Source organism: Janthinobacterium sp. GMG1 (genome assembly GCF_034427795.1).
Taxonomy (GTDB): Bacteria; Pseudomonadota; Gammaproteobacteria; order Burkholderiales; family Burkholderiaceae_D; genus Janthinobacterium.
This window is the reverse complement of sequence record NZ_JAXQNT010000004.1, coordinates 389,907-412,962: the sequence shown is the minus strand read 5'-3', so window position 1 is coordinate 412,962 and position 23,056 is coordinate 389,907. Positions and strand designations below refer to the sequence as shown.

The 23,056-nt window shown below is 59.7% G+C and carries 30 protein-coding genes; 20 read left to right on the top strand and 10 right to left on the bottom strand.

Annotation, left to right across the window (positions count from 1 at the left end; translation table 11 throughout):
* The first annotated feature begins 64 nt into the window (after positions 1 to 64).
* The 11 genes from SJI03_RS13780 to SJI03_RS13730 all read left to right on the top strand — a co-directional run bounded on the left by SJI03_RS13780 (position 65) and on the right by SJI03_RS13730 (position 6,244).
* Positions 65 to 268, top strand: a complete 204-nt coding sequence (locus SJI03_RS13780; RefSeq protein ID WP_322427542.1) for a ribbon-helix-helix protein, CopG family — start codon at positions 65 to 67, stop codon at positions 266 to 268.
* 10 nt (positions 269 to 278) lie between these two features.
* Positions 279 to 482, top strand: coding sequence for a hypothetical protein (locus SJI03_RS13775; protein WP_322427541.1), 204 nt, complete (start codon positions 279 to 281; stop codon positions 480 to 482).
* Positions 483 to 519: 37 nt separating this feature from the next.
* Positions 520 to 708, top strand: a complete 189-nt coding sequence (locus tag SJI03_RS13770; RefSeq protein ID WP_035820911.1) for a hypothetical protein — start codon at positions 520 to 522, stop codon at positions 706 to 708.
* Positions 705 to 968, top strand: coding sequence for an ogr/Delta-like zinc finger family protein (locus tag SJI03_RS13765; protein ID WP_046682346.1), 264 nt, complete (start codon positions 705 to 707; stop codon positions 966 to 968). The genes SJI03_RS13770 and SJI03_RS13765 overlap by 4 nt, the downstream gene beginning before the upstream one ends.
* Before the next feature lie 122 nt (positions 969 to 1,090).
* Positions 1,091 to 1,492, top strand: a complete 402-nt coding sequence (locus tag SJI03_RS13760; RefSeq protein WP_322427540.1) for a hypothetical protein — start codon at positions 1,091 to 1,093, stop codon at positions 1,490 to 1,492.
* 101 nt (positions 1,493 to 1,593) lie between these two features.
* On the top strand, positions 1,594 to 1,947 hold the full coding sequence (locus SJI03_RS13755) for a hypothetical protein (protein WP_035820917.1): 354 nt from the start codon (positions 1,594 to 1,596) through the stop codon (positions 1,945 to 1,947).
* Entirely contained in the window at positions 1,937 to 3,775 is a 1,839-nt protein-coding gene (locus tag SJI03_RS13750; RefSeq protein WP_322427539.1) for a replication endonuclease, read from the top strand. The genes SJI03_RS13755 and SJI03_RS13750 overlap by 11 nt, the downstream gene beginning before the upstream one ends.
* Positions 3,772 to 3,924, top strand: coding sequence for a hypothetical protein (locus SJI03_RS13745; RefSeq protein ID WP_322427538.1), 153 nt, complete (start codon positions 3,772 to 3,774; stop codon positions 3,922 to 3,924). Before SJI03_RS13750 ends, SJI03_RS13745 begins: the two co-directional genes overlap by 4 nt.
* Positions 3,918 to 4,157 (top strand): hypothetical protein, encoded by a 240-nt coding sequence (locus SJI03_RS13740; RefSeq protein ID WP_322427537.1) that lies wholly within the window; start codon positions 3,918 to 3,920, stop codon positions 4,155 to 4,157. Before SJI03_RS13745 ends, SJI03_RS13740 begins: the two co-directional genes overlap by 7 nt.
* The gene (locus SJI03_RS13735) at positions 4,154 to 4,768 is read left to right on the top strand and encodes a hypothetical protein (protein ID WP_322427536.1); all 615 of its coding nucleotides are present in this window, start codon (positions 4,154 to 4,156) and stop codon (positions 4,766 to 4,768) included. The genes SJI03_RS13740 and SJI03_RS13735 overlap by 4 nt, the downstream gene beginning before the upstream one ends.
* Before the next feature lie 321 nt (positions 4,769 to 5,089).
* Positions 5,090 to 6,244, top strand: coding sequence for an Arm DNA-binding domain-containing protein (locus SJI03_RS13730; protein ID WP_322427535.1), 1,155 nt, complete (start codon positions 5,090 to 5,092; stop codon positions 6,242 to 6,244).
* Positions 6,245 to 6,260: 16 nt separating this feature from the next.
* Here the strand turns inward: SJI03_RS13730 and SJI03_RS13725 are convergent, their stop codons facing one another.
* Entirely contained in the window at positions 6,261 to 6,929 is a 669-nt protein-coding gene (locus SJI03_RS13725; protein ID WP_322427534.1) for a DUF4145 domain-containing protein, read from the bottom strand.
* A gap of 555 nt (positions 6,930 to 7,484) precedes the next feature.
* Between SJI03_RS13725 and SJI03_RS13720 the strand changes: the two genes are divergently transcribed.
* The 3 genes from SJI03_RS13720 to SJI03_RS13710 all read left to right on the top strand — a co-directional run bounded on the left by SJI03_RS13720 (position 7,485) and on the right by SJI03_RS13710 (position 9,291).
* On the top strand, positions 7,485 to 7,802 hold the full coding sequence (locus SJI03_RS13720) for an HNH endonuclease (RefSeq protein ID WP_322427533.1): 318 nt from the start codon (positions 7,485 to 7,487) through the stop codon (positions 7,800 to 7,802).
* 230 nt (positions 7,803 to 8,032) lie between these two features.
* The gene (locus SJI03_RS13715; protein ID WP_322427532.1) at positions 8,033 to 8,584 is read left to right on the top strand and encodes a GNAT family N-acetyltransferase; all 552 of its coding nucleotides are present in this window, start codon (positions 8,033 to 8,035) and stop codon (positions 8,582 to 8,584) included.
* A 287-nt stretch (positions 8,585 to 8,871) separates the two neighbouring features.
* Positions 8,872 to 9,291: a hypothetical protein gene (locus SJI03_RS13710; RefSeq protein WP_099378885.1), complete on the top strand. Its 420-nt coding sequence runs from the start codon at positions 8,872 to 8,874 to the stop codon at positions 9,289 to 9,291.
* Between the two features lie 406 nt (positions 9,292 to 9,697).
* Here the strand turns inward: SJI03_RS13710 and SJI03_RS13705 are convergent, their stop codons facing one another.
* The 4 genes from SJI03_RS13705 to SJI03_RS13690 form a co-directional block, all read right to left on the bottom strand.
* Entirely contained in the window at positions 9,698 to 10,066 is a 369-nt protein-coding gene (locus SJI03_RS13705; RefSeq protein WP_322427531.1) for a hypothetical protein, read from the bottom strand.
* 13 nt (positions 10,067 to 10,079) lie between these two features.
* On the bottom strand, positions 10,080 to 10,541 hold the full coding sequence (locus SJI03_RS13700) for a penicillin-insensitive murein endopeptidase (RefSeq protein WP_099378882.1): 462 nt from the start codon (positions 10,539 to 10,541) through the stop codon (positions 10,080 to 10,082).
* A gap of 207 nt (positions 10,542 to 10,748) precedes the next feature.
* Positions 10,749 to 11,201, bottom strand: coding sequence for a hypothetical protein (locus SJI03_RS13695; protein ID WP_322427530.1), 453 nt, complete (start codon positions 11,199 to 11,201; stop codon positions 10,749 to 10,751).
* Between the two features lie 14 nt (positions 11,202 to 11,215).
* Positions 11,216 to 12,061: a hypothetical protein gene (locus SJI03_RS13690; protein WP_322427529.1), complete on the bottom strand. Its 846-nt coding sequence runs from the start codon at positions 12,059 to 12,061 to the stop codon at positions 11,216 to 11,218.
* A 199-nt stretch (positions 12,062 to 12,260) separates the two neighbouring features.
* Between SJI03_RS13690 and SJI03_RS13685 the strand changes: the two genes are divergently transcribed.
* Positions 12,261 to 12,773: a hypothetical protein gene (locus tag SJI03_RS13685; protein ID WP_322427528.1), complete on the top strand. Its 513-nt coding sequence runs from the start codon at positions 12,261 to 12,263 to the stop codon at positions 12,771 to 12,773.
* A gap of 478 nt (positions 12,774 to 13,251) precedes the next feature.
* Here the strand turns inward: SJI03_RS13685 and SJI03_RS13680 are convergent, their stop codons facing one another.
* Positions 13,252 to 14,853, bottom strand: a complete 1,602-nt coding sequence (locus SJI03_RS13680) for a sensor domain-containing diguanylate cyclase (protein ID WP_322427527.1) — start codon at positions 14,851 to 14,853, stop codon at positions 13,252 to 13,254.
* A 330-nt stretch (positions 14,854 to 15,183) separates the two neighbouring features.
* On the opposite strand from SJI03_RS13680, the gene SJI03_RS13675 reads away from it, so the two are divergent.
* Positions 15,184 to 16,338: a sensor histidine kinase gene (locus SJI03_RS13675; protein WP_099400910.1), complete on the top strand. Its 1,155-nt coding sequence runs from the start codon at positions 15,184 to 15,186 to the stop codon at positions 16,336 to 16,338.
* Between the two features lie 47 nt (positions 16,339 to 16,385).
* On the opposite strand, the gene SJI03_RS13670 is transcribed toward SJI03_RS13675, so the two are convergent.
* Complete coding sequence (locus SJI03_RS13670) at positions 16,386 to 16,628, bottom strand: hypothetical protein (protein WP_322427526.1); 243 nt, start codon at positions 16,626 to 16,628, stop codon at positions 16,386 to 16,388.
* Positions 16,629 to 16,902: 274 nt separating this feature from the next.
* On the opposite strand from SJI03_RS13670, the gene SJI03_RS13665 reads away from it, so the two are divergent.
* The 3 genes from SJI03_RS13665 (at position 16,903) to SJI03_RS13655 (ending at position 18,993) form a co-directional block, all read left to right on the top strand.
* Positions 16,903 to 17,652, top strand: coding sequence for a hypothetical protein (locus SJI03_RS13665; RefSeq protein WP_322427525.1), 750 nt, complete (start codon positions 16,903 to 16,905; stop codon positions 17,650 to 17,652).
* Positions 17,653 to 17,657: 5 nt separating this feature from the next.
* A complete protein-coding gene (locus SJI03_RS13660) occupies positions 17,658 to 17,900 on the top strand; it encodes a hypothetical protein (RefSeq protein ID WP_322427524.1) in 243 nt (80 codons plus the stop codon).
* A 76-nt stretch (positions 17,901 to 17,976) separates the two neighbouring features.
* Entirely contained in the window at positions 17,977 to 18,993 is a 1,017-nt protein-coding gene (locus SJI03_RS13655; protein ID WP_322427523.1) for an SMP-30/gluconolactonase/LRE family protein, read from the top strand.
* On the opposite strand, the gene SJI03_RS13650 is transcribed toward SJI03_RS13655, so the two are convergent.
* Positions 18,980 to 20,047, bottom strand: a complete 1,068-nt coding sequence (locus tag SJI03_RS13650) for an SDR family oxidoreductase (RefSeq protein ID WP_322427522.1) — start codon at positions 20,045 to 20,047, stop codon at positions 18,980 to 18,982. The genes SJI03_RS13655 and SJI03_RS13650 overlap by 14 nt on opposite strands.
* A gap of 98 nt (positions 20,048 to 20,145) precedes the next feature.
* Between SJI03_RS13650 and SJI03_RS13645 the strand changes: the two genes are divergently transcribed.
* The gene (locus tag SJI03_RS13645) at positions 20,146 to 21,045 is read left to right on the top strand and encodes a LysR family transcriptional regulator (RefSeq protein ID WP_322427521.1); all 900 of its coding nucleotides are present in this window, start codon (positions 20,146 to 20,148) and stop codon (positions 21,043 to 21,045) included.
* A gap of 15 nt (positions 21,046 to 21,060) precedes the next feature.
* Here SJI03_RS13645 and SJI03_RS13640 read toward each other — a convergent pair whose 3' ends face one another.
* Both SJI03_RS13640 and SJI03_RS13635 read right to left on the bottom strand, forming a co-directional pair.
* Positions 21,061 to 22,014 carry an ABC transporter substrate-binding protein gene (locus tag SJI03_RS13640; RefSeq protein ID WP_035825547.1) on the bottom strand — a complete coding sequence of 318 codons (954 nt, stop codon included), beginning with the start codon at positions 22,012 to 22,014 and terminating at the stop codon, positions 21,061 to 21,063.
* 54 nt (positions 22,015 to 22,068) lie between these two features.
* Positions 22,069 to 23,043 carry an ABC transporter permease gene (locus SJI03_RS13635; protein ID WP_070257549.1) on the bottom strand — a complete coding sequence of 325 codons (975 nt, stop codon included), beginning with the start codon at positions 23,041 to 23,043 and terminating at the stop codon, positions 22,069 to 22,071.
* Between the last annotated feature and the right edge of the window lie 13 nt (positions 23,044 to 23,056).

Here is a 23,056-nt window from a genome sequence, read left to right as displayed (position 1 = left end):
TTCAAAATCACTCAAATGAGTGATATATTTACGCCATTCCGTAGCGATTACAGATCATAACATTATGAATAATTTGTCAAAAGTCGGACGCATTGCCAAAGGCGTCACCTCTCAGCCGCTTGGCGTTCGTCTGGCTCCTGAAGAGGTGAAGGAAATCGAATCTCTTGCCGCAGCTCAACAGCGGTCACGCGCATGGCTCCTTCGCCTCCTGATCCTGCGCGGCCTCGCCGATTACAAGCGTGAACTCGCTTCCAAATCCACCCACTAAGGACAACGTCATGTACCCCGATGCAAAACGTATCCGCAGCCACCGCGTCATGCTGCGCCTCGATGACTATGAGCATCAGCTCGTTTCCTCGATCGCCAACTACCAGGGCGAAGAGCTTGCGGTGCTGGTGCGCCAGATCGTGATGCGTGAAGCCCTGGCCGTGATCGCCTTGGATGACGCCACCATCGACAGCGTACAGCGTCGCACCGTTTAAGCCGAGTCACTTTTGAGCAACTCTAAAGTTACGAAAAATGCCAGACCATCAAATTAACCTCAATGACGAAGAGCGCGCGGTGCTGGAACTCGTGCGCCAACGCCAGGGGCTGGCAAGTATCGATCAGGCGGCTGAATGGCTCGTCAAGTCGCGCTTACGCAAGCAGTCAAAAAACATGACAGGTCGCGGTCGCGCCCTGTACCAAGTGGAAAGAAAGCTGAAATGAGAGTCATCGGCCTGCCCTGCCCGCATTGCGAATACACCGTCCGCGCCGTCAAAAGCCGCACGATGTCCGCCATGTTCAAGGAAATCACCTACATGTGCCAGAACCCCGACTGCGGGCACTCCTTCGTGGCAGGCCTGGAAGTACTGCGCACCCTCTCGCTGTCTGCCATGCCCAAGCCGGATATCCGCATCCCGATGTCCCAGCATGCGCGCGCGGCAGCCACCAGCCAGCTGGCCCTGGACCTGACTGCGGGCTGCTGATGACTATCCCGCTCCTCGCGCCGCCGTAGCCCGGCTGCCGTAACTCCCCCCTCCTTTGCTGTGCCCTGCAGCGCTCCCTTTTGAGCGTGCGGGATTCGTTCAACCTGAAATAAGGAAAACTGATGGAAACCACGCTGCACGCCGCCAGTCATGCCGGCCAATCCATGGCATCAAGCACGACCCGCCCGACCTTGCAAAATTGTATTGTCCCCGTGGCGCCAACGTGTTTTCTGCTGCGAGCTGGCGCGGGCATCGGCATCGCGGCGTTGACCGCCCACATCCATGAGATCGCCAAGACCTATCACGCCTACGGCGCTGTCAATTTGACCTTCATCGTCAGCGATGGGCAGGCACTGGAGCGTGACGGCTTTTTCGCGCCAGCCAAGCAACGCGCCCTGGTCGGCAAGCTGCCCATCGAGGTGAACTACCTTTTCGCCACTGAAGCGGGTTCCCGGCACTGCTGCGGCGCATCGCACACGCTCCCCTACTGGGCAGAACATTTTCTCAAGGCAGGGGCACGCTGATGCTGCGCCTGGCCAAAACATGCGGCATCTGGCTGCTGTCGCTCTTGATCCTCATCACCCCCAGCGTGCTGCGGGCTATCGGCGCCATCAAGGACTGAACCATGCCGGCGTCCCTTATCGACAATCACCTGTCCTTCCAGCCTGCCGCCGAGATTCTGGCCGCGCGCGACAAGGACATGCCGACGCCACCGGGCGCCGGGCATGCGCTGGCCGCCATCGCCGAGGCCAAGGCCCAGCTACGCAGCATCAAGCCGCGCAACCTGGCGCCCTTCATGGCCCAGGCCTGGGGATTGTCGCCGCGTGGCGCGCGGCGTTCCGTGCTGATCGCCGCCGGCCTGGACGCCGACCGCTGGGAATCGCCCATCCACTCATTTACCGAAGAAGAGCGCATCGAGCTGCGCGCCGCCACCTCCGCCGCTATCCGTGTGTACGAAAGACTGTTGAATGCAATCTAAACAAATCCTGCTGCCTACCCCGCAGCGTCACGAAGCCTTTTTGCGATCCGCGCAGTTCGCGCCCGAGCTGGCCCGCATTCCGTTCAAATGGCGCAACCGCGTCATCACGGCCGCCATGGCCAAGATGGCCTGGTCATCCTGGTACAAAATTTATGAGTCCGTCGCGACCAGCTTTGTGCGCGAGTTCGCCGAGCAGTACGTACCGGCCGGCGTCGACCTGTCGCAAAGCGATGCGGACATCGTGGCCACCGCCGAGCGCGCGGCGGCCGGCGTCACCAAAATGCTGTGGATGGCCGTATCCGACACGCACGCCCTGCAGATCATGGAAGACGAATGCGCCTCGTATGGCATCGAACTGCCCGAGTTCGACGCGCTGGCCGACACCATCGCCCGCCTGGTGGACGCCCGCTGGTGGCGCCGCCAACTGCGCAAGCGTGTCAAGCGCGCCTTTGAAGCCGGCAATATCCGCCTGGGCTATGTGAACTATCGCGGCGAACCCTACGCCAGCAACGACGCCGTGCTGTCGCGCCTGGCGCAAAACCGCCGCAACGCGGCAGCGCTGGCGGCCACCCTGGTGCAAAACGAGAACGGCCAGCAATTCAGTATCGCCGAGCTGGCCGAGAAAACGACCGCGAATAAAGCCATCCGGCGCGGCGAGCTGATGTTGCGCATCAACGGCTTTGAACAGATCGCCCGCGAGTGCGGCGACCAAGGCATTTTCATCACTTGGACGTGCCCATCGCGCTTTCACGCCATGCAGCACAGCGGCAAGCCAAACGACAAATTCGACGGCTCCACGCCGCGCGAGGCGAACGCCTACCTGGGCAAGATGACATCGCTGTGCCGCTCCGCGCTGGCGCGCCGTGGCATCGGCCTGTACGGCTTTCGCATCGCCGAGCCGCACCACGACGGCTGCCCGCATTGGCATCTGCTGCTATTCGTGCGCCCGACTGCGAAATACAAGACGGTCCACCTGCAGGACGTGGCCGGCCGCGCCATCCGCATCATGAAGCGCTACGCCTGGCGCGTGGACCGTGGCGAACCGGGCGCCTTCGCGCGGCGCCTGGACGTGAAACGCATCGACTGGGCCAAGGGTAGTGCCGCCGGCTACATCGCCAAGTACGTGGCCAAGAACATCGATGGCGTGGCCGAGCACAAGACGAAAGAAGGCTACGTCGTTACGGCCGACTCCGAAGGCGATGTCGAGCTGACGCCATCGGCGCGGGTCGAGTCCTGGGCTGCGTGCTGGGGTATCCGTCAATTCCAGCAATGGGGCGGCGCGCCCGTCACCGTATGGCGCGAGCTGCGCCGGATCGAAGAAAGCATGGTCAACGAGGCGCCGGCCGCCATGCGCCGCGCCTGGAATGCCGTGCAAAAGATCGACGGCGAAAAGCGCGCCTGCTGGGCCGAGTATCTGCGCGCCCAGGGCGGCGCCCTGGTGCCGCGCAAGGAGCTCGTCGTCACGCTGGCCAAGGACGAAAAGACCGTCATCGGCCGCTACGGCGAAACGCTGCGCACCACGCCCTACGGCGTGCGCTGCAGCGACCTGATAGGCGTGGTCTTCAAGTCCGTGCGCCATACGTGGACGCCGGTACAGGCCACAGGCGGGCGCGGGGTGGCTGTTGGGGTTGCCGTTCCTCGGACTCGTGTAAATAACTGTACGCACCCCGACCGCCCTGCCCCGGCCACGCCGCCAGCGGCGCCCGTGCCTGACCTGCCCGACGAAGCAAAAACAGCACTGATTGCAGCCTGGGCGGCCGTCAACGCCTGCCCCTATCCCCGGCTGATCGTCCCCGACACCCCACCCCATGAAGGAAATGGCACATGAGCACCTATGCCGTGATCGTTCGCACGCAAACCGAACGCTTTGACTATGCCGCGATTGCCGCTTGCTGCGGCGACGTGATCCTAGACGCCATTGACCGCTACGGCGTATGCGGCGTTTCTGCCAAACTGAAAGGAGCACCGCAATGCTGACCACCTCGACCAATTCACCGCGGCAAATCGCCCTGGGCGACCGCGTGACATTCGATACCGATGAAGGCTACCAGGCCGGCACCGTCAACGACCTGCGCCGCGACGTGGGTAATGGGGAGCTGCATGCGTGGGTGGAGCTGGACCACCAGTGGCCGGGCATGTTCCGGGCCGTGCCGCTGGCCGCCATCGAGGCGATCAAGAAGGCAACCGCGCCTGTCGGGTGCCCAGCATGACAGCGGAACGCTCATTACCTGCCGTGGCGGCCTTGTTCGTGCGCGCCAATTCCATCTACAAGACCATGCCGACTGTCGACGCATGGGATGCGGTGCGCGACGCCCGCGCCTGGCCAGGTGGCGTGCCGGTGGTGGCGCATCCACCGTGCCGCTCCTGGGGCACATTGCGCGCCCTGGCCAAGCCGCGCCCAGGTGAAAAGGAACTCGCGGTGTGGGCCGTCGCCCAGGTGCGCAAGTTCGACGGCGTGCTCGAGCACCCCAAGCGCTCGACCCTCTGGCCACACTGCGGATTGCCAGTGATCGGCGAGCGGGACAAATTTGGCGGTTGGACGCTGCCCATTTTCCAAAGCTCCTTTGGTCACCGCGCCGAAAAAGCCACCTTGCTGTACATCGTCGGCTGTGCGCCGGCTCAAATACCGGCCATGCCCATCGTCCTGGGCGACGCCTCGCATGTGATCGCCCAATCCGGCCGCAACCGCGCCGGCGAGCGGCGCCGGAAAGGTGATCCGGGCTGGCGGCCGGAATGCGGCAAGGCAGAACGCGAGCACACGCCGCCCGAGCTGGCCCATTGGCTAGTGGCCCTGGCTCAACGCTGCAGAGTGCCCGTATGAGGAACAATTCTCCAGCGCTGACCTCCCCAGCCGAGGAAGCGGATTACAAGGAATTTTGTCGACTGCGCGATTACCGCAAGCCAGGCGCTGAGGTGCCGCAATACACGGAGGCCGAAGCGTTTGCTTTGGCGGTACAAACCAATTCCAAGAATAGGAAAAAGAAATGCTTCGCTACATGACCATACCGAAGTTCTCCACCGAGTCGGGTTACACGCCCGACGCGATCAGAACAAAGATCCGGGACGGGATCTGGCCGAAGGACGCCGTCTGGATCAAAGCGCCAGACAATCGAATTTTAATTGACGTGAAAGGGTATGAATCATGGGTAGAGACGGGCGAGGTGTTAAAGCTGCATCGGAAAGCAGCATCGAAATCACCTTCATGTATCGCGGCACCAGGTGCCGGGAAAGGATCGCGCTCAAGCCCACCTCCGCTAACCTGAAACGGGCCGAGAACCATCGAGCGGCGATCCTGCACGCGATTGCCACCAACAGCTTTGACTACACGGCCACCTTTCCGCAATCGTCCAATGCCGTCAAATTCGCTGACCAAGTGGGCGACGTGCAGACCATCGAGGCGTTCCTGGACAAGTGGCTGGACAGGCAGAAAAAGCACCTCAAGGCCAGCACGTACAATGGCTATCGCAAGATCGTCGTTGGCCAGCTAATCCCTTGGTTCGGCACTATCATGCTGTCGGCGCTGCGCAAGAAAGACGTGCGGGCAAAGCTGGAACCCATGAACGCGACCAACAAGACCATGGCCAACATCCAGAGCGTGCTGCGCAAGGCGCTAGACGATGCAATTGAGGACGAGCTGATCGAGGTCAATCCGCTGGCGCGCTGGTGCTATTCCAAGGTCGAGGCGCCACAGTCGAAGGACGATATCGACCCGTTCACGAAAGAGGAGCAAGCTGCAATTCTGGCACAGGCAACCGGCCAAGGGCGCAACCTGTTGCAGTTTGCCTTCTGGACCGGCTTGCGCACCTCCGAATTAGTGGCCCTGGACTGGGCCGATGTGGACTTCGTGCGGGGCGTTGTGATGGTGACGCGAGCCCTCACTCAGCATTCAAGGGTGGCGGAGAGCACCAAGACAAACGCCGGCCGCCGAGAAGTCAAGCTGCTGGAGCGCGCCATGCATGCGCTGCAGGAGCAAAAAGCATACACCTGGGCGAAGGGGGAGGAAGTCTTTCAGAATCCGCGTCTGGAACGGCGTTGGGAGGGTGACCAGCCGATCCGCAAAACGTTATGGACGAGCATCCTGCAAAGCGCGGGCGTCCGGTATCGCAATCCCTATCAGACACGACACACCTATGCCAGCATGATGCTGTCGTCCGGTGAACACCCCATGTGGGTGGCGAAGCAGATGGGGCATGCCGACTGGACAATGATTGCCCGGGTGTATGGGCGGTGGATGCCAGATGCTGACTTAATGTCAGGAATGAAAGCTGAGGCTATATTTGGAATAAAAGTAAAATAGCTCAGCCCCCTCCTGCTTATTGCATTGGTGGTTTCCCCATTGTTGCGAGCTTCGCATCAAGCGAAGCTCTTTTCTGCTTAGATCGCTCTGGTTGAACATAAAAGAAATCAAACAACTCTTCTAATACGTCCAAATTCCATTCCGCCTCATGCGGCTCAACCGCCTCTATGGACGCCGACAATGTATCTTTAAGCGGATGAGCAGCAAAATTTCCGATATTTCGAACAGCGTCAAGATTCTCAGATACTGAAGTAGGAAGCTGATTACTGTCAATCGCAGCTTGAATTGCCTTTACCAGATCATGCTGTTTGTAACCCTTGTCTCTCAAAGTCGCCTGAAGGCAGCGCCTGCTGAGTGCCGCAGATGCCTTTGGGCTATCTTCAAGCACTAAGCAACTTTCATTAAAATCGTTTGCAATCAGCTGAGGCACTTCCTTCGGCGCATTCGCACGGGTTGCTTTCTTTGGATAAACTAAATATTCCTTTTCACTGCCAAATAGGGCGCCCAAACCTCTCCGCAATTTGAGTATTGCTTCGCCGCAGGCTGGGCAGGCCATACCCTCTACAACCCAATATGCAAAGTCACCATCATGCTTGCCGACATAGCCAATATTAGAATTTGGTGGTCGAATCGGTAATGAGAAAAAATTCTCATGGATTTCCACTTGACAGTGAGGACATTTCATGTTTTAAATATTTCCGTATGAATGACACTAATAAAATTAAGCTAGTAAGCAATAATGACATAATTTTGACAGCCTTACTTACCAAAAAGGCGCTAGTGCTTACATTACGGTAGGTTCGATTCCCGCCGTCTCCACCACCGAATAAATAAAAAGGGCTTCCCCGTTTTGGCGGGGAGGCCCTTTTTATTTATTCCATGCATGCAGAACGCGGGCGTCGCGTCCGGTACGGAGGCGGGGGTTTTGCGGGACTTCGGCGAGCGCAGCTCGGCGCCGCAAAACCGGGTTGCGCTTGCAAGCGCAACCCTCTCCGATTCGTCTGGCTGGCTCTTGCGCCGCAGGCGGTTTTTCCTAGCAACAACATCAGCCGCTCAGGCCGTGTACGAATGCCGGACTAGCTCAACCTGCCTCTTACTCCTTGCGGATGCAGATCCGGCGACCAGATCAAAAGCGGAAATTGTGTTCGGTCTCTAACGATGAAATCTACCGGCTGACTGTCATGCAACATCAGGGGCCAATGATATAGTGGCGGGAATGTATTCACTGAAAGAAACTGCCATGAAAAACGACGCAACCGTTCGCCCGCAAGCCACCCAGGCACCTGCCAGACTCAGCAAAGGGGACTTCGTCACCGCACTGCGCAAGCTGCTGCAAGAAGAAGGAAAGGCCGGCAAGACCAGCGTGGACGTACGCGCTGCGACCCTGCACACCGACGTTGGCATTTATCCGGCGCGCGGCCACTCCATGCCGACCTGTTGCACGGTAATGTATGAAGAGATGCAGCCCGGTGACGAGATACTGCTGACGCCACCCGGCGGCAAAGGACCTACGCTGCTGGTACGGTATAAATTCCCACGCGGAGAATCGCGGCCTTAAGCTACTGGTGGCGATTCAGAGCGCTAATCGGCTCCGTCCGCTTTCGTCCCCATAGCGGATGTTGGCCACTATTGCGGATCATCGGGTATATGCCACGATTTAAATCTTAGGGGAATGTCCCTTCACTCACGAAGATTTGCAAGTAAGCAATTGATTTTCGTCGATAGATGGAATGAAGGAATTTACAATGTCGTCCTACATTGCATCCCCTCTCACTAGATCGAAATAATATGATTAATATTCGTGAAGCCAGAACCGCTGACCTGAGTACTCTACGTGAAATTGGCTGTCAGACCTATCGAGAGCATTTTTCGGAAATTTGGTCCTCTGATGGAATATCAGATTTCTTAGACCAAGATTTTTCGCCCAGCGCGCTTGAAAGTTCGCTGAATTCATTAAACCAAGTCTGGCTTGTTGCTTCCGACGAAGGCGGAAAAGTCGTAGGATTTTCCAAGGTCAACTTGTCGAAGCCGGTGCCAATAATCGGTGAGGTGGGATTAGAGCTCCAAAAGATATACTTCCTCAAATCCGAGGCCGGGCGTGGCTATGGAAAACAGCTTTTAAGCTACATTTACGACCTGGCGATAAAGCGCGGGGAGAGCTTGGTATGGCTCGATGTACTCAAGACCAATTCAAGTGCTCGGCGCTTCTACGCAAGCCTTGGTTTTCAAGAACGCGGTGAAATCTCCTTCAAAACGGACATGGCAGAAATTGGAATGATGGTAATGGTCTGCCATCTTTCCAATAACACGCTTCCTCATCACGCGTCCATTACCTCGTAATTAGCCTCGCTCGCCATCCTCGCATCTGTCATGCCTCAGCCAGTACGCGGTCCGGCCAGACAAGAATTAGCTGCGGTAGCTCTTGGCGCCGCTGTCGCTCAGACAGTACTGTCCGCCACGCGGTCCAGTGCAGTAGTTTCCACTGCGACAGAAGCAACCGGAAGAATCGGCCACAGGCGCCTTGGCCGGCTGGCCAGTTGCAAGCAAAGGCAAGATCATCAAGGTAACCACGCAGAAGCGCCACCTGGCCGGGAGCGATCTCACGCATTGGCAAAGAAATCCCAACCATGAAAATTGCGCGCCTGCTTTCCTCCAGTTTCCTCGTGCTAGCTGTGGCCCTCGTCGTCTATGGTCTTTTCGGCTTCTCCCGTTTTACGTGGCACACCGGCGTCTACTATGACGAGCGCATGATCCTGTTCGACCACGGCGTCTATCCTTTTGCGTGGGGTATCGCATTGCTGCTGATGGGGCAAATCGCCCGCTTGCACCATCGTCGTCCAGCCATGCTGCTCGCCGCTGGCGCCGCCCTGCTGCTGCTTCTCTGGAAGCGTGTAACAGTGCCCGCTGCCATCGCCAATCAGCAACTTTTTCCGGATCCTGCTTTACTGGAGGGACTGATTGTTACCGCTGCCGTGGTGATCGTCCTGGCGCTGATAGACCGCCCCGTCGAGCAGGCCATCCGCAAAGCGCTTGCTCGTACCCGGTGACCCTTGAAGGTTCACCGCCGCCCCCACTACTCGCCACACACCGCCCCACCAACCGCTCCTCCGATACTCAACCCCGTCGACAAATCAAAGCCAAAATCGCAGTGATGGCCATCCTTTGGCCGATATCGGCACAGCAGCATGTCACGATGGCGAACGCGTATTTGTGCATCGGGACAGCCATTGGGTAAATCCGGCCCCATGGCATCGAACATATCTCTGGCAACGGCTCCCGTCAAACGAAACGCGACTTTGGTATCGCCCGCAATCGGGGCTACGGCTTCGTCAAGATATCCGCCATAGATCGCGTACGAAGCTGAAAAATTCCTCTCTGCAAACGCCCATACGGCCCGAGCCTGGTGCGCCAACAGCAGGCACAGTAGCGTGATGCCTAGCAGGCTGGCGCGCCTCAGCATATGGAGCCGCCGATGCTGCGCCCCGTCAGCAGATCAAAGCCAAAGTCGCAATGATGGCCATCACGGGGATGGTAGGAGCAGCTCACTTCCGCCCGCTGGCGCAATCGATACTCGCCATCCACGTCGCACGCGTTGCGCAAGTCGGGCCCCATCGCATCAAATAGCTGTTTCGCCGCCTTGCCGTCGACCCAGAACGCGATGCGCTTGTCTTTCCTGGTTGGCGGCTGCGGATCGCTCAGGCTTCCGCCATAAATCGCATAGCGGCCTTTGAATGACTGGTAAGAAAATAGCCATTTGGGAGCGGATTGGGCCATGGCCATAGCCAAAACAAGAAGAAGAAAAACAGCGAGAAGGCGTTTCATATCATCAGCCTTGCTACTTGATCGTGACATGAAAATGGTCGTCGTGCCGTATGAGGGGTCTTACCCGGGGAATAGTGGGATCATTAAAAAAAATAACGTGGACAAAGCTGAATTCAAAAAATATGCGGATTAACTGGGCCGTGGCATCGCGGTCGTACTGAGAGTCAAACCTTGTTACAGGGCTATCCATTTTGTCTTTGCGAAGCAATCGGACGTCGACGTCTTTTCCGCTTCGATGACTTTTATGTTCACTGTAGGGAGCGCCATCAGCCAGGCTGATATTTCCAAAACCAATTTTCCGGTTATCGATACCTTGCCATTGATGCTCAACCAAAAACAGGAGCGAAAGCAGCTTGGGATGCGCATATTGGCCGGCGCCATTCGGCGGCGTCCCGTAGGTGTAATATCCCGCGCCTTCAGGTCGTTGCGGAAGATTGAAATAGCCGCGTGCATCCTTTGGCTGCAATTCCAGCATGCGTACTCCTGAATGTAAAATCCCGAACTCAGCTCAAACCAATGGCAGGATGCCCCCCTTGGCAGGACTCCTTGCACGCTCGCAAAGAAATCTGTGCGCTCGACAATTCTTACCGCTATACATTTTCTGAGCATTGCGAAGGATCAAAGATCCGTACGTTGGTGGACTTGTTGCCAGTTGAAGCGATGGCGTTGCGCCATTTCGAAGTTAAAAAACATCACCCCTTAAATATTCCATCGCCCGCCGATACTTCTCCAGCCGCTCCAGATCCTTCTGCGTCGGCCTATCTATCCTCGACAAATCGCTATTCTCGGCCAGATCCGCCAGCTTGACGGCCTTGCCGACCGGGTCCAAGGCCGCGCGGGCGATGAACGCTTCGTAGGACTCGCCGTCGATCTTGGTCACGGCGCGCACGCCGTCGATGACTTCCCGGGGAAATCCTTCGCGCGCCAGGTCGTCGAAGGTGATTTTTCCATCGCTGTCTTCCACTACATCATGCAGCACGGCAACGATCTGCTGAGCACCGGGCGCGACGCGCAGCATGACGCGCAAGGGGTGGAGTATGTACGGCGCACCACCCTTGTCCGTCTGGCCCGCATGGATGGCGGCGGCAATTTCAATCGCGCGCTCCAGGGTGCCGCGTCTTGCGTGTTCACTCATTGTTCACTCCTTGTTCACTCCACCTTGATTGGTGACCCCGTTGCGCGCCAGCCGCGGCGCTGCAAATGGCAAACACTGCTGCACAGCAAGGCTGGCACCAGTAAATTGAGGACTGGTACGAGCATCAGCAAACACAACAGCAATCCGAGGGCAAAAATCGCCGGACGCTGTTCGCGGCGCAACGCCGCTTGCTGTTCCGCGCCGAGCACCTTGTCGGCCGCCGCGCCGTAGACCATCTGGACATTCCAGGCCAGCAAGTACGAAATCAGCACGCACATGGCCCACACCGGAATCAGCAGGGAAAACAGCAGCAACAGGCGCCGCCGCCAGACAGGGCGCGCGGAGGATGCATCCAGGCCGGCCGGCGGCTGCCAAGCGGCATAGCGGCGCGCTGCCACAGCCTTGGCGCGCTCCAGCAACAGCCAGCGCAACGGCAAGCGCGCCGTGCCGATGGCGCCGACGCTAAAAACCATCACATAGAAAAAGCCAGCCAGCGCCAGCAAGGCCAGGGCGATCTGGCCTATCGACAACAGAGCTTTGGCGGCACTGCCCAAGCCGCCGGCGATATTGCCCATCTGCGAAAGCGTGGCAGGCCCGTTGGCCAGTGTCCCGATGCCATCCATCACGCCCAGGCCCAGCAAGCCGGTGACGGACACCAGCGCCAGCATGGCGCTCAGCTCGACAAAAAAACGGCCGAAGCAGCTATACAGTCCCAGCCACAGCGCCACGACCGCCATGCACCACAGCGCAGAGCGCCACCACAGCCCCGCATGACGCGCATCGCGCAGTCCCAGGCCGACGCACGTAAAGGCTTCCCGCCAAGCCTGCAGCCAGGTTTGCAATATTTGTGTCACGCTCAAGCGTACTCTGCAGTGAAGGGGCGGATACGTCGATCCGTATGTTGCCGATTGTACATGGATTAGACTGGCGCACGCGCCGCCGAGAGCAACGGGCAAACCCCGCTCCAGCTCGCCATTGCTTGCGATACCGCAATTCCCGGTGGAAAGGAATACGAAACAATGCCAACTCCCCCAACCGTTGCACTTGGCGGAGTCGACCATGCTTGAAGTTCAGCCCAGAGACAAGCGCGGGTTTTTCATCCTGCCCCAGGCTCCGGAAGGTGCCGGGTATTACGTCTATGGCAATCTACACCGGATGCCGCATTCCGGCCATATGGCCCAATATGCGCACCCCAGCTTGCTATCCCTGATCTTTTACATCGAACGTGAATGGCAGGCAATTGATGATCGGAAATTTGGCATCGGGAATATCAGTATCGCGGAAGGGTTAGGGTACGACAAACATGTGAGCCATCGGAAAGGCCTTGAAATGGATATACGCCCCATACGCAAGGACAGGCTGGAAGGCCAGTCCGCACGCGTGTCACGCTTTGATGACGTGTATGACCGAAACGCCACCATCAAATTGATACGACTGTTTTTGCAGCATCCTATGATCACCAAGGTCTTCTTTAACGATGGCGAGGTGCAAAAAATAATTGCCGGTGGGCGCGTCCGCTCTCTGCAAGGGCACGACGACCATCTTCATATTGAAATCAGGGAGCATGGATGAATACTCGGCTTGCATGCTGCACCATGGCGCTCGCTCTATTCTCGCCGTCGCAAGCCGCGGACAAGCCGCCGGCATGGACTGGCGAACCACGCCCCTTGCGTGGTGACTATCAGATCTATGGCGGAACGCTGTCCGACATGCTACCGCCCACGCGAAACGACCGGAAAGTGGCAATCATGGTCAAAGGGGAATTGGCAAGGGAACTGTTTGCTCAGATCGGACCAGATGTGAAGCAGGAACAGGCCTGCAGCTCCTCAGCGGATTACCGGGAGCGGCGCAGGGGAGATATTACCTGCGTTCATACAAAAGGGACAGCATACGAATGCTATTTCGGACTCGACCTGCGTACGGGAAAAGGGATGTATGGAGCGATCTGCTAAACCGGGCTCTGCCTGCCGCGGATAAAACGAAGGCATGTCTCAGTGCGCCGGCGCGCAGTAGCGACGAGTACGGCCCGCTCCTCCACCTTCAAAAATGGCTATCGAAATGCAAAAGCAGTCGCGGCCTGCTCGGCAGGCTCGCAAGACGATTCATAACAGACCTGATTTCTTCCCGATGCCTTTGCCCTGTAGAGTGCCTTGTCAGCGAGTTCAACCAACTCGACCGCCTGATTTTCCAGGTGCGTCGGCATGAAAGCCGCCACGCCGACGCTGACCGTCACTACGCCAAGGGGATTGCCACTATGCTCGACGCCCAGCGATTGCACGGCCTGGCGGACGCCTTCCGCCACCGCCAAGGCACCCGGCAGATCCGTTCCGGGCAATAAAATGACCATTTCCTCGCCACCGTAGCGCGCCGCAAGGTCGCCCGGCCTGCGCATGCTGTAGCCGACCACTTTGCCGATTTTTCTCAAGCACTCGTCGCCAGCCACATGGCCATAGATATCGTTGTATTGCTTGAAGAAATCGACATCGATCAACACGAGTGCCAGAGCACTATTTTCACGCTGCGCACGGCTGAACTCGGCAAGCAGCGACTGGTCGAAGTGGCGCCTGTTCGCCAGCCCCGTCAAGCCATCCTGGTTGGCAAGGCGGGCCAGGGTTTCATTAATCAATTCCAGTTCATTGCGCGCTTCAAGCAAACCCGCTTCGCTCTTGACACGCAAATCGATTTGCCGCACCACGCGGTATCCGATGAAGGCAATCAGCAGTACCAACACGCCCCCCACCGCGTTCTGTAAAATCATGTCGAGACGCCACTCGGCGAGCACTTCATCCTGTGACAATGCGGCAGAGACCACCAGTGGGTATTCCTCGATTCTTCGATAGCTATTGATACGCGTCACGCCATCGACTCGCGACTTGATCACTGCCGTGCCAACGGGACTTTTGGGCAAATAATCATGAAACACGGGAAATTGCGAAAGATCGCGCCCCAGTAAACTTTCATCGAAGGGCCGTCTCAATAAAAGAATCCCTTTTCCATTCGCAATGAAAATGGCGCCTTTTTTTCCTATCGAAAAGCGTTCGTAAAACTGCCGGAAATAATTCATGTCGATGGTCGCCAGAGCCACGCCACCAAAACTTCCGTCAGGCATGTTGATTCGCCGCGACACAGTGACTATCCAGTGCCCCGTTGATTTGCTGCGCACGGGAGGTCCGACATACGGCCCCCGGTCCTCATGCGTTCGATGGTAGTTGAAATAATCCCGATCAGAATTATTCAGATTGCTCAACAGCGTTTTCTGCGAGTTCACGAGCCAGCTGCCATCCCTGGCATAGATGAAAATGCCGTGCAACTGGCGCAGCTCGGTGACACGGGTGACCAGCAATTTGTGCATGCGGGCCAATTCAAGATCGGAAACACCGTCTGTTTCCACCCGCTCCACCAGTCCGACCAGCACCGTATCGGCCTCCTTGATGGTGTCATAGGCATGCTGCGCAACGGATTGCGCCAGATTGGCGCTTTCACGGCCCGCTTCATTCAGCTGCACTTCCCGTGCCCGCAAGGTCATCCATAACTGGATCGCCAGCAGCGACAGGCACACCAGCACGACAAATGAGATGGCCAGCGGCAGCAGGGAAAAGCCACGGAAGCCAGCTCCCAGCAATCGTGGCGGCAAGCTGCGTGACCTGAGCATGGAGGCACTCCCGAATTGATATGCCGCAGAGTGTGCGCCAAATAGGTGGCGACATACTCACACATCGTCACAAACACGATATAAAAAAGTTACCGCCATGGCATCGATGAATCCGGTTCCAACTCGCTATTGTTTGCGATACCGCAATTCCAGCCACCTACACCGCATGAACGCAAGATTTCTTTCAGGGTCAAGGGGCCGTTGGCAAGGACATGTCTGACGCCATGGCTCCGGGTCACACGTAGATAACACCCAGCACAGGGAAGCAATCCCCCATCCCCGCCTCAACAGCGTACACTGGCTCCTCTTCCATCAACGCATTGGTCCTCCGTGAAACTATCGCGCTTTATTAGCGGCCATCTGGAGCCGATCCTGCAAGAGTGGGAACTCTTCGCCAGGTCGCTCCCCATTCCTGGCGCCGCCATCTCAAAAGCGGAATTGCGCGATCATGCGAAGCAGATGCTCGAAACCATCGTGCGCGACATGGACGTCATCGAGAACGCGGCGCAGCGAAAAAAGAAATCGACCACGGGCGTATCGGAAATTACGGGCAAGGAAACGGCCGCCGCCACGCATGGCTCCCTGCGCCAGCAGATCGGCTTCACGCTGCCGCAACTGACGGCGGAATTTCGCGCCATGCGGGCCAGCGTTCTGCGACTGTGGATGGCACAGGTGTCGGTGACGACGAAAACGGCAACGGACGACATCTTGCGCTTCAATGAAGCGATAGACCAGGCGCTGCAGGAGTCGGCCATACGCTACTCGCAGCAGAGCGACCGCACCCGCAATACCTTTCTCGCCATACTCAGCCACGATCTGCGCAGCCCGCTGAGCACGATGACGATGGCCGGTGCGCTGCTGAGCCGGCCGAGCGCGACCTCCGCTTCCACGGTGCAGATCGGTGCGCGGGTCGCCCGCAGCGCGGCGACCATGACAACCATGGTGAACGATCTGCTGGAGTTCGCCAGGACGCAGCTGGGCGGACACATGCCCATTTCGCCCGCCTTGGGCGACCTGGGGGAAATCTGCAAGACGGCCGTCGAGGATGCCTCGGCAGCTCACCCGCAATGCAAGTTCGAACTGAGTACCACGGGCGAGATGATCGGCGACTTCGATGCGGCCCGCCTGGCCCAGCTGTTTTCCAATTTGCTCAACAATGCCGCGCAATACCGGACCGATGATCAGCCGGTGACCATCACGGCCTGCGGCGATGCCGATACGGCCGTGGTGCAAGTGAAGAATTTCGGCCGCCAGATCCCGGAAGCGTCGCTGAAGAGCATTTTCGATCCACTGGTCCAGCTTGCCATTTCCGACGACCACAAGGCGCCCAATGCCACCAGTATCGGCCTGGGCCTGTTTATCGCACGTGAAATCGCCAGCGCGCACGGCGGCACCATCGGCGCCGAGTCCAGCCTGGAAAGCGGCACGATATTTACCGTGCGCCTGCCCAGGGTATCGCTGAACGACAGAGGGAACGGCGGCTAGGCGCTATCCCGGCAGAGATATTCATCCTCTGCCGGGACAGGCCCGCCCTACCTGCGGCTGAGCGGCACATACTCGCCCGGCAAGCTGGCCGCTTCCAGCGCATCGGCAAAGGCCAGTAAAAATTTCGCCGGGCCATGCTCGGAAACGAGCAGGGAGGCGCCCTTGTGGCGCAGCAGTTTCAGCACTTCCTGCTGGTGCGCCTGGTATTCGCTGGAGTGGCCGTAAAAGATTTGATACATCTCCAGCGTTTCCATGGCCTTGGCGGCCAGGATGAATTCGGGTTTGTCCATGATGTCTCCTCGTTGTCATTGCTGCCAAAACCACGAAAAAAACCTGCAAGATGTGCGGCCGGTGCCGGTCGCACGGCCTTGCGGCAACCACATCTGTATTTCCATCATACGCCTCAACCCGGCCATTGCGCCGTCCAGTCGCGCATCTTTTTCCATCTCGCCCGCGCGGCACCGCCACCATGCATCCATGGCCAGCACCATTCCTCGCGTGCGCGCTAGGCACAGGGGGGCCGCGCATGGCATCATGCGCGTTGCCCATTTACTCTGACGACACATGGATCAATATCACTTCCTGGTAGGCGAATTCAAGAAAGATAGCCCCTTCATCGCCGCCGCGGCAAGCGCGCAGCTGTTTGCCTGGTTCGCATACATCGGCGAACCCGTCGAGCGCTATGGCAACAAGCGCGGCAAGGTCGTCAAGTTCTCACAGCGAAATTACGAGAAGATGCTGTTTGCGCCAGAGACCGACAGCATCGAGCTGTTTTCACCGCGCATCGTGCCGCCCGACGAAGCCGACGAGACCACCAACTGCGACGCGCTTGTCGTGTATTCATCGGGCTCGTTGTTCGTGCTGGCCATACGTGCCAGCAAGCTTGCGCTGGCGCCCTTGTTCGACGCTGCGCGGGCCATACCCGGTCTATTCGAGCATTGCGAATATGTGTACTGCTACGCTGAAACGCAGGGCTATGGCACCGGCTACGCACTCGGCTACCGGCAGCTCGACGAGGCCCACCCGATGACCTTTGGCATTCCTTGCCCCGCAAATAACTGGGCCGCCATCAAGCGGCGCGGACTGCAAGACTCGCACCTGCGCGATGTATATCCCATCAATGGTTTTACGCAAGCCAGACTGGATGCGCTGCCGCCCGAGCGCCGACAAGCCCTGCGCGACGCAATGCAGGCGTATGGCCGCTGCGAAGAGCATGCCGGCTGGATCTTCTGGCACCTGCAGCCCGGGGAATTGGAAGCGGCCCGCGCCGCACTGAACACACACGCCATGCTGGGCGCCTACATCAACAACTGAACCTCATGACCACACATTTATCGCTGCACTGCTATCTGCAAGACGAGGCCGCAGAACGTCCCAAACGTTGTTCCGACGTGACCATCCAGGCCGACCCGGCCACCTTGCGCGCCATCGCCCGCTTCCTGCTGGCCAGCGCGGACACGTTTGAGCAGGCGCAAGACCGGACCGGCATGCACGCCCATCTGCAAGACGAGTGGGATGGCTGGCAGGACGACTTCCCCGATCTCGTTGTGGTGGCTGCCTAGGGTGGCCGCCTAGCCCGGCGCCTCCGTCTGCGCGTGTCGGGTAACATACGCCACCTTTGCCATACAGAGAACACTGATGCACCAATCCCGATATGCCCTGCCATCGCTGCGCACGGCCGTGCTGGCCGCCGCGCTGGCCAGCCTGTCCGCCTGCGCCAGCCAGCCCGCGCACGAAACGCTGTTCCTCGCCACCACGCTCACGCCCGCGCATTCCTTTACCAAGGGCATCGAAGGCCCGGCCGTGGATGCGGATGGCAATATCTATGCCGTCAACTTTGCGCGCCAGCAAACCATCGGCAAGGTCAGCCCCGGCGGCATTGGCGAGGTGTACCTGACCCTGCCCGGCACCAGCATCGCCAACGGCATCCGCTTCGGCAGCCGCGGGCAGATGTACCTTGCCGACTACATGGAACACACGATCTACCTGGTCGACCCGGCCACGCGCGCGCTGACCATCCACGCGCGCGAACCGCGCATGACGCAGCCGAACGACATCGCCATCACGGCCGATGACGTGCTGTATGCGAGCGACCCGAACTGGAAGGAAAATACGGGCCGCGTGTGGCGCATCGCAAAGGACGGCACGGTGACCCTGGCGCTCGACACCATGGGCACGGCCAACGGCATCGAGGTCAGTCCCGACGGCAAGATCTTGTATGTGAATGAAAGCGTGCAGCGCAATATCTGGATGTATGACATCGCCGCCAATGGCAGCCTGAGCGGCAAGCGCCTGCTGATCAAGTTCGACGATTTCGGCATGGACGGCATGCGCGTGGACGTCGACGGCAACCTGTACGTGACGCGCTACGGCAAGGGCAGCGTCGTGAAACTGTCGCCGCAGGGACGCATCCTGCGCGAAATCAGCGTGCCCGGCGCCAAGCCCAGCAACATCACCTTCGGCGGCCCCGATGGCCGCACGGCGTATGTGACGGAAGTAGTGCAGGGACGGCTGCTGCAATTCCGCGTCGACCGCCCTGGCCTGGAATGGCAGCGGGCGCAGCAGCATAAGGCAAATGCGGCGGCAGCAGCAGCAGCAGCAGCAGCAGCAGCAGCCCCGCCACCGGTCGCCACGGAACCCGTCAGCGCGGAATGACGCGCTCCGCCTTCAACTTCTCGAACAGATTGAAGAAGGCATCGGGCGTATCCTGATAATCGAGAAAGCCCGCCTTGCGGCTCTTGCCCATGTCCGTCATCACTTCCATCGGCCGCCCCAGGTCGGCATCCGTATGCCACCAGGAAGCGAGGCGGCTGACATCCAGCTCCACCAGGCCATGCTGCTGCGCGATGGCGCGCCACTGCGCGGGCGCGTCCTGCATGCGGTCGGCCAGCGGCGCCATCGCCTCGGGCAAGTCCGCCGCCTCGACACCGAAATACGCGGCCAGGCGCGGCCACAGCCACTTCCAGCGGAATACGTCGCCATTGACGATATTGAAATCCTCGTTGCGCGCGGCGGGGCTGTCGGCTGCCCACGCCAGGTGGCGGGCGATCTGGCCCGCGTCCGTCATGTCGGACAAGCCGTGCCATTGGGCGCTTGAACCGGGAAAGACGAAGGGCTGGCCGCCGGCCTTGCACAAGTTGGCATACACGGCCAGGGTCAGGCCCATGTTCATGGCATTACCCAGCGCGTAACCGATGATGGTGTGCGGGCGGTGCACGCTCCACGTAAAACCATACTGCGCGGCCGCTTCGAACAGCCGGTCTTCCTGTGCATAGTAAAAGTTCTCCACGTCCTGACGGCCCTGCTCCTCGCGGAACGGCGTGACGGGCACGGCTCCCTTGCCATACGCATCGAACGGTCCCAGGTAGTGCTTGAGGCCCGTCACCAGCGCCGCATGGCGCAAATGGCCAGTGGGGCCCAGGGCAGCCAGCACATTGAAGACCATGGCGCCATTGACGCGGATGTTTTCCTGCTCGTTTGCCTGGCGCGCCCAGGCTGTGAAGAAGACGTGGCTGGCGTCCAGGCCAGCCAGCGCGGCGGCGACGGCAGCGCCATCCGTCGCGTCGAGCGACAGGGCCGCGCAGCCGGCAGGCACGGGCGTGCGGCCGCGCGAGACGCCCGTCACCTGCCAGCCCTGCGCCAGCAAGTGCGTGGCCAGATTGCTGCCGATAACGCCGCTGGCGCCGATAATCAATGCGTGCTTGTTCATGCGTACTCCCATACCTGTGTGAAACACCATGATATAGCGGACAGAAATTCTTATCTGCGATAGTATTTCGCCTTATTCATGAAAAATATTCCTCAATCATGTCCGAACACTTGAAAGGCATCGCGCCGTTTCTTGCCACCGCCGACGCCGGCAGCTTCACCAGGGCGGCCGCACGGCTGCACCTGAGCAGCTCGGCCGTGAGCAAGAGCGTGGCGCGCCTGGAAGCACGCCTGGGCGTGATCCTGTTCGAGCGCAGCACGCGGCGTTTGCAGTTGAGCAGCGCGGGGCATGCCTATTACGCCACCTGCAAGCGCGTGCTGCAGGAACTGGTCGATGCGGAAAACGTGCTGGCCGAGCAGGATGGCGAACTTGCAGGCAAGGTGCGCATCGGCGTGCCCGCTTCGTATGGCCGCATGCGCGTGATGCCGGCGCTGATTGAACTGTGCGAAAAATATCCGCAGCTGCAACCGTCGATCAGCTTCAGCGACCGCTTTGCCGACCTGTTCGAAGAGCGCATCGATATCGCCGTGCGCATCGGCGCGCCCGGCAGCTGGCCGCCAACGCTGGGGCAGATGCCCTTGGGCGAAGAGCGCCTGATCTTTTGCGCAGCACCCGCCTACCTGGCGCGGCGCGGCACGCCGGTGGCCATCGCGGATCTCGATGGCCACGACTGCATCGCGTATGGCCGGGGCGACGGCACGGCGGCGCCGTGGCTGTTTGCCGGCGAGAACGGGGTGGAACGGCGCGCGGTCCATCCGCGCCTGACGGTGGGGGACGCCGAAGCGCAGACGGCCGCCGTGCTGGCCGGCCTGGGCATCACGCAGCAGGCGACCTGGCTGGTGCAGGAACACCTGGCCAGCGGCGCCATCGTCGAAGTATTGCCGGCCTGCGCCACGCCAGGCTTGCCGCTGTCCCTCGCGTGGCCGCTGGCGCGCCAGCTGACCACCAAGACCGGCACGCTGCTCAACGAATTGAAGCAGCGCCTGACGATCAGCTGATACTCAATATGCAACTCAATATAAAACGTTCTTCGCTTCCGGCTGATCGACATTGGCCTTGGTGACGATCACCACGCCCGTGTTGACGAACGGCGCGACCTTCTTGCCTTCGATCAGGCTGACGAGGGTTTTCACGCCCAGTGCGCCCATCGAGTACGAACCTTGCACGGCGGTCGCGTACAGGGTGCCGTCCTTGACGAAGTTTTTCAAGTCTTCATTGCCATCGAAGCCGACGGCGATCACCTTGCCGGCCTTGCCCGCCTGCGCGATGGCGCGGCCCATGCCCACGGCCGTCGGCTCGTTGGCGCCGAAGATACCCTTCAAGTCAGGATTTGATGCCAGCACGTCGGTCGTCTGGTTCAGCGCCGTGGCCATCTGCGACTGCGAGTAATACGTGCCGACGATCTGCAGCTGCGAGTTCTTTTCGATATAGCGCTTGAAGCCGCCCACCCTGCCCGTCTCGGAACCGGCGCCCGCCACGTACGACATCACGGCGATCTTGCCCGTCTTGCCGACCTGCGAAATGAGGGCCTTGGCGCTTTGCTCGCCGGCCGCTTCATTGTCGGTCGACAGGAAGGACTGGTAATAGCGCTTGCCGCTGTCGGCCACCAGCGAATCGATCAGCACCACGGGAATCTTCGCTTCCCATGCCTTCTTCAGGGCCGGCACCAGCGCGTCCGGGTCCGACGCGGCCAGCACGATGCCGGCCACTTTGCGCGTGACGGCGTTTTCCACCATGCTGACCTGGTCGGCGATGGCCGATTCCGAGGCCGGCCCCTGGAAGGTCAGGCTGTAGCCCTTGGCATCGGCGGCGCTGGCCGTGGCGCCCTTCTTGACGTTTTGCCAGTAGTTGGAATTGGTCGTCTTGACGATCACGGCGATCTCGCCCGGGGCGGCGAAGGCGGCGCTGGAGCTCAGGGCAAATGCTGCGGTCAACAGACCGAGTGACATGGCTTTGATGGTGTTCATTGTCGTCCTCATTTAATTATAGATTTATGGGTGTGACTACTTTCAGCTGCTGCTTCAGGCGCGGTTGCGCTTCTGATCGATCCAGACGGTCAGCAAGATGACCAGTCCGATAATGATTTGCTGGATAAAGCTCGATACCCCGTTCATGTTCAAGCCGTTGCGCAAGATGCCGATGACGAAGGAACCGATGACGGTGCCGGAAATGGTGCCGATGCCGCCGATCAGCGAGGCGCCGCCGATCACGGCGCTGGCGATCGCATCGAGTTCGTACATCACGCCTTCGTTCGGCTGCGCCGTCACCAGGCGCGACATCAGCACGCAGCCCGTCAGGCCCGACAAGGCGCCGGACAGGGTGTACACGAGCAGGGTCACGCGGCCCACCTTCACGCCCGACAGGCGCGCCGCTTCCGCATTCGAGCCGACGGCATAGATATGCCGGCCAAAGGTGGTGCGGCTGAGCATGATGGAGACGGCCACGGCGATCACCACCATCAGCACCACCGGATACGGAATGCCGGGGAAGACGACTTCGGGAAAGGTGCCGCCCGTGTCGCGCTCGATGCGCCACAGCACGCCGTTACCCAGTTCACCGAACGAATCGCCCAGGCCGGAAATGGCGCGCGCGCCCGTCACCTGCAGCGCCAGGCCGCGCGCGATCAGCATCATGCCCAGGGTGGCGATGAAGGGCGGCAGTTTCAATTGCGTGATGCAAAAGCCGTTGACGGCGCCGCACATGGCGCCCACCACGACGCCGCCCAGCATGGCGACCGGCACGGGCACGCCGCTTTTCACCAGCAGCGCGGCGGCCACGCCGGCCAGCGCCAGCACGGAGCCGGAACTGAGGTCGATGCCGCCCGTGATGATGACGCAGGTGGCGGCAATGCCCAGGTAGGCGATCGACGTCACTTGCAAGGCCACGCTCATGCCGTTGCTGACGGAGAAAAAGGCGTTGCTGGTCAGGGAGAACACCAGCAGCAACAGCGACAGGCTGCCCAGCGCGGCGAATTTTTGGATCAGTTCTTTGTTCATTTTTTTAAGCTTT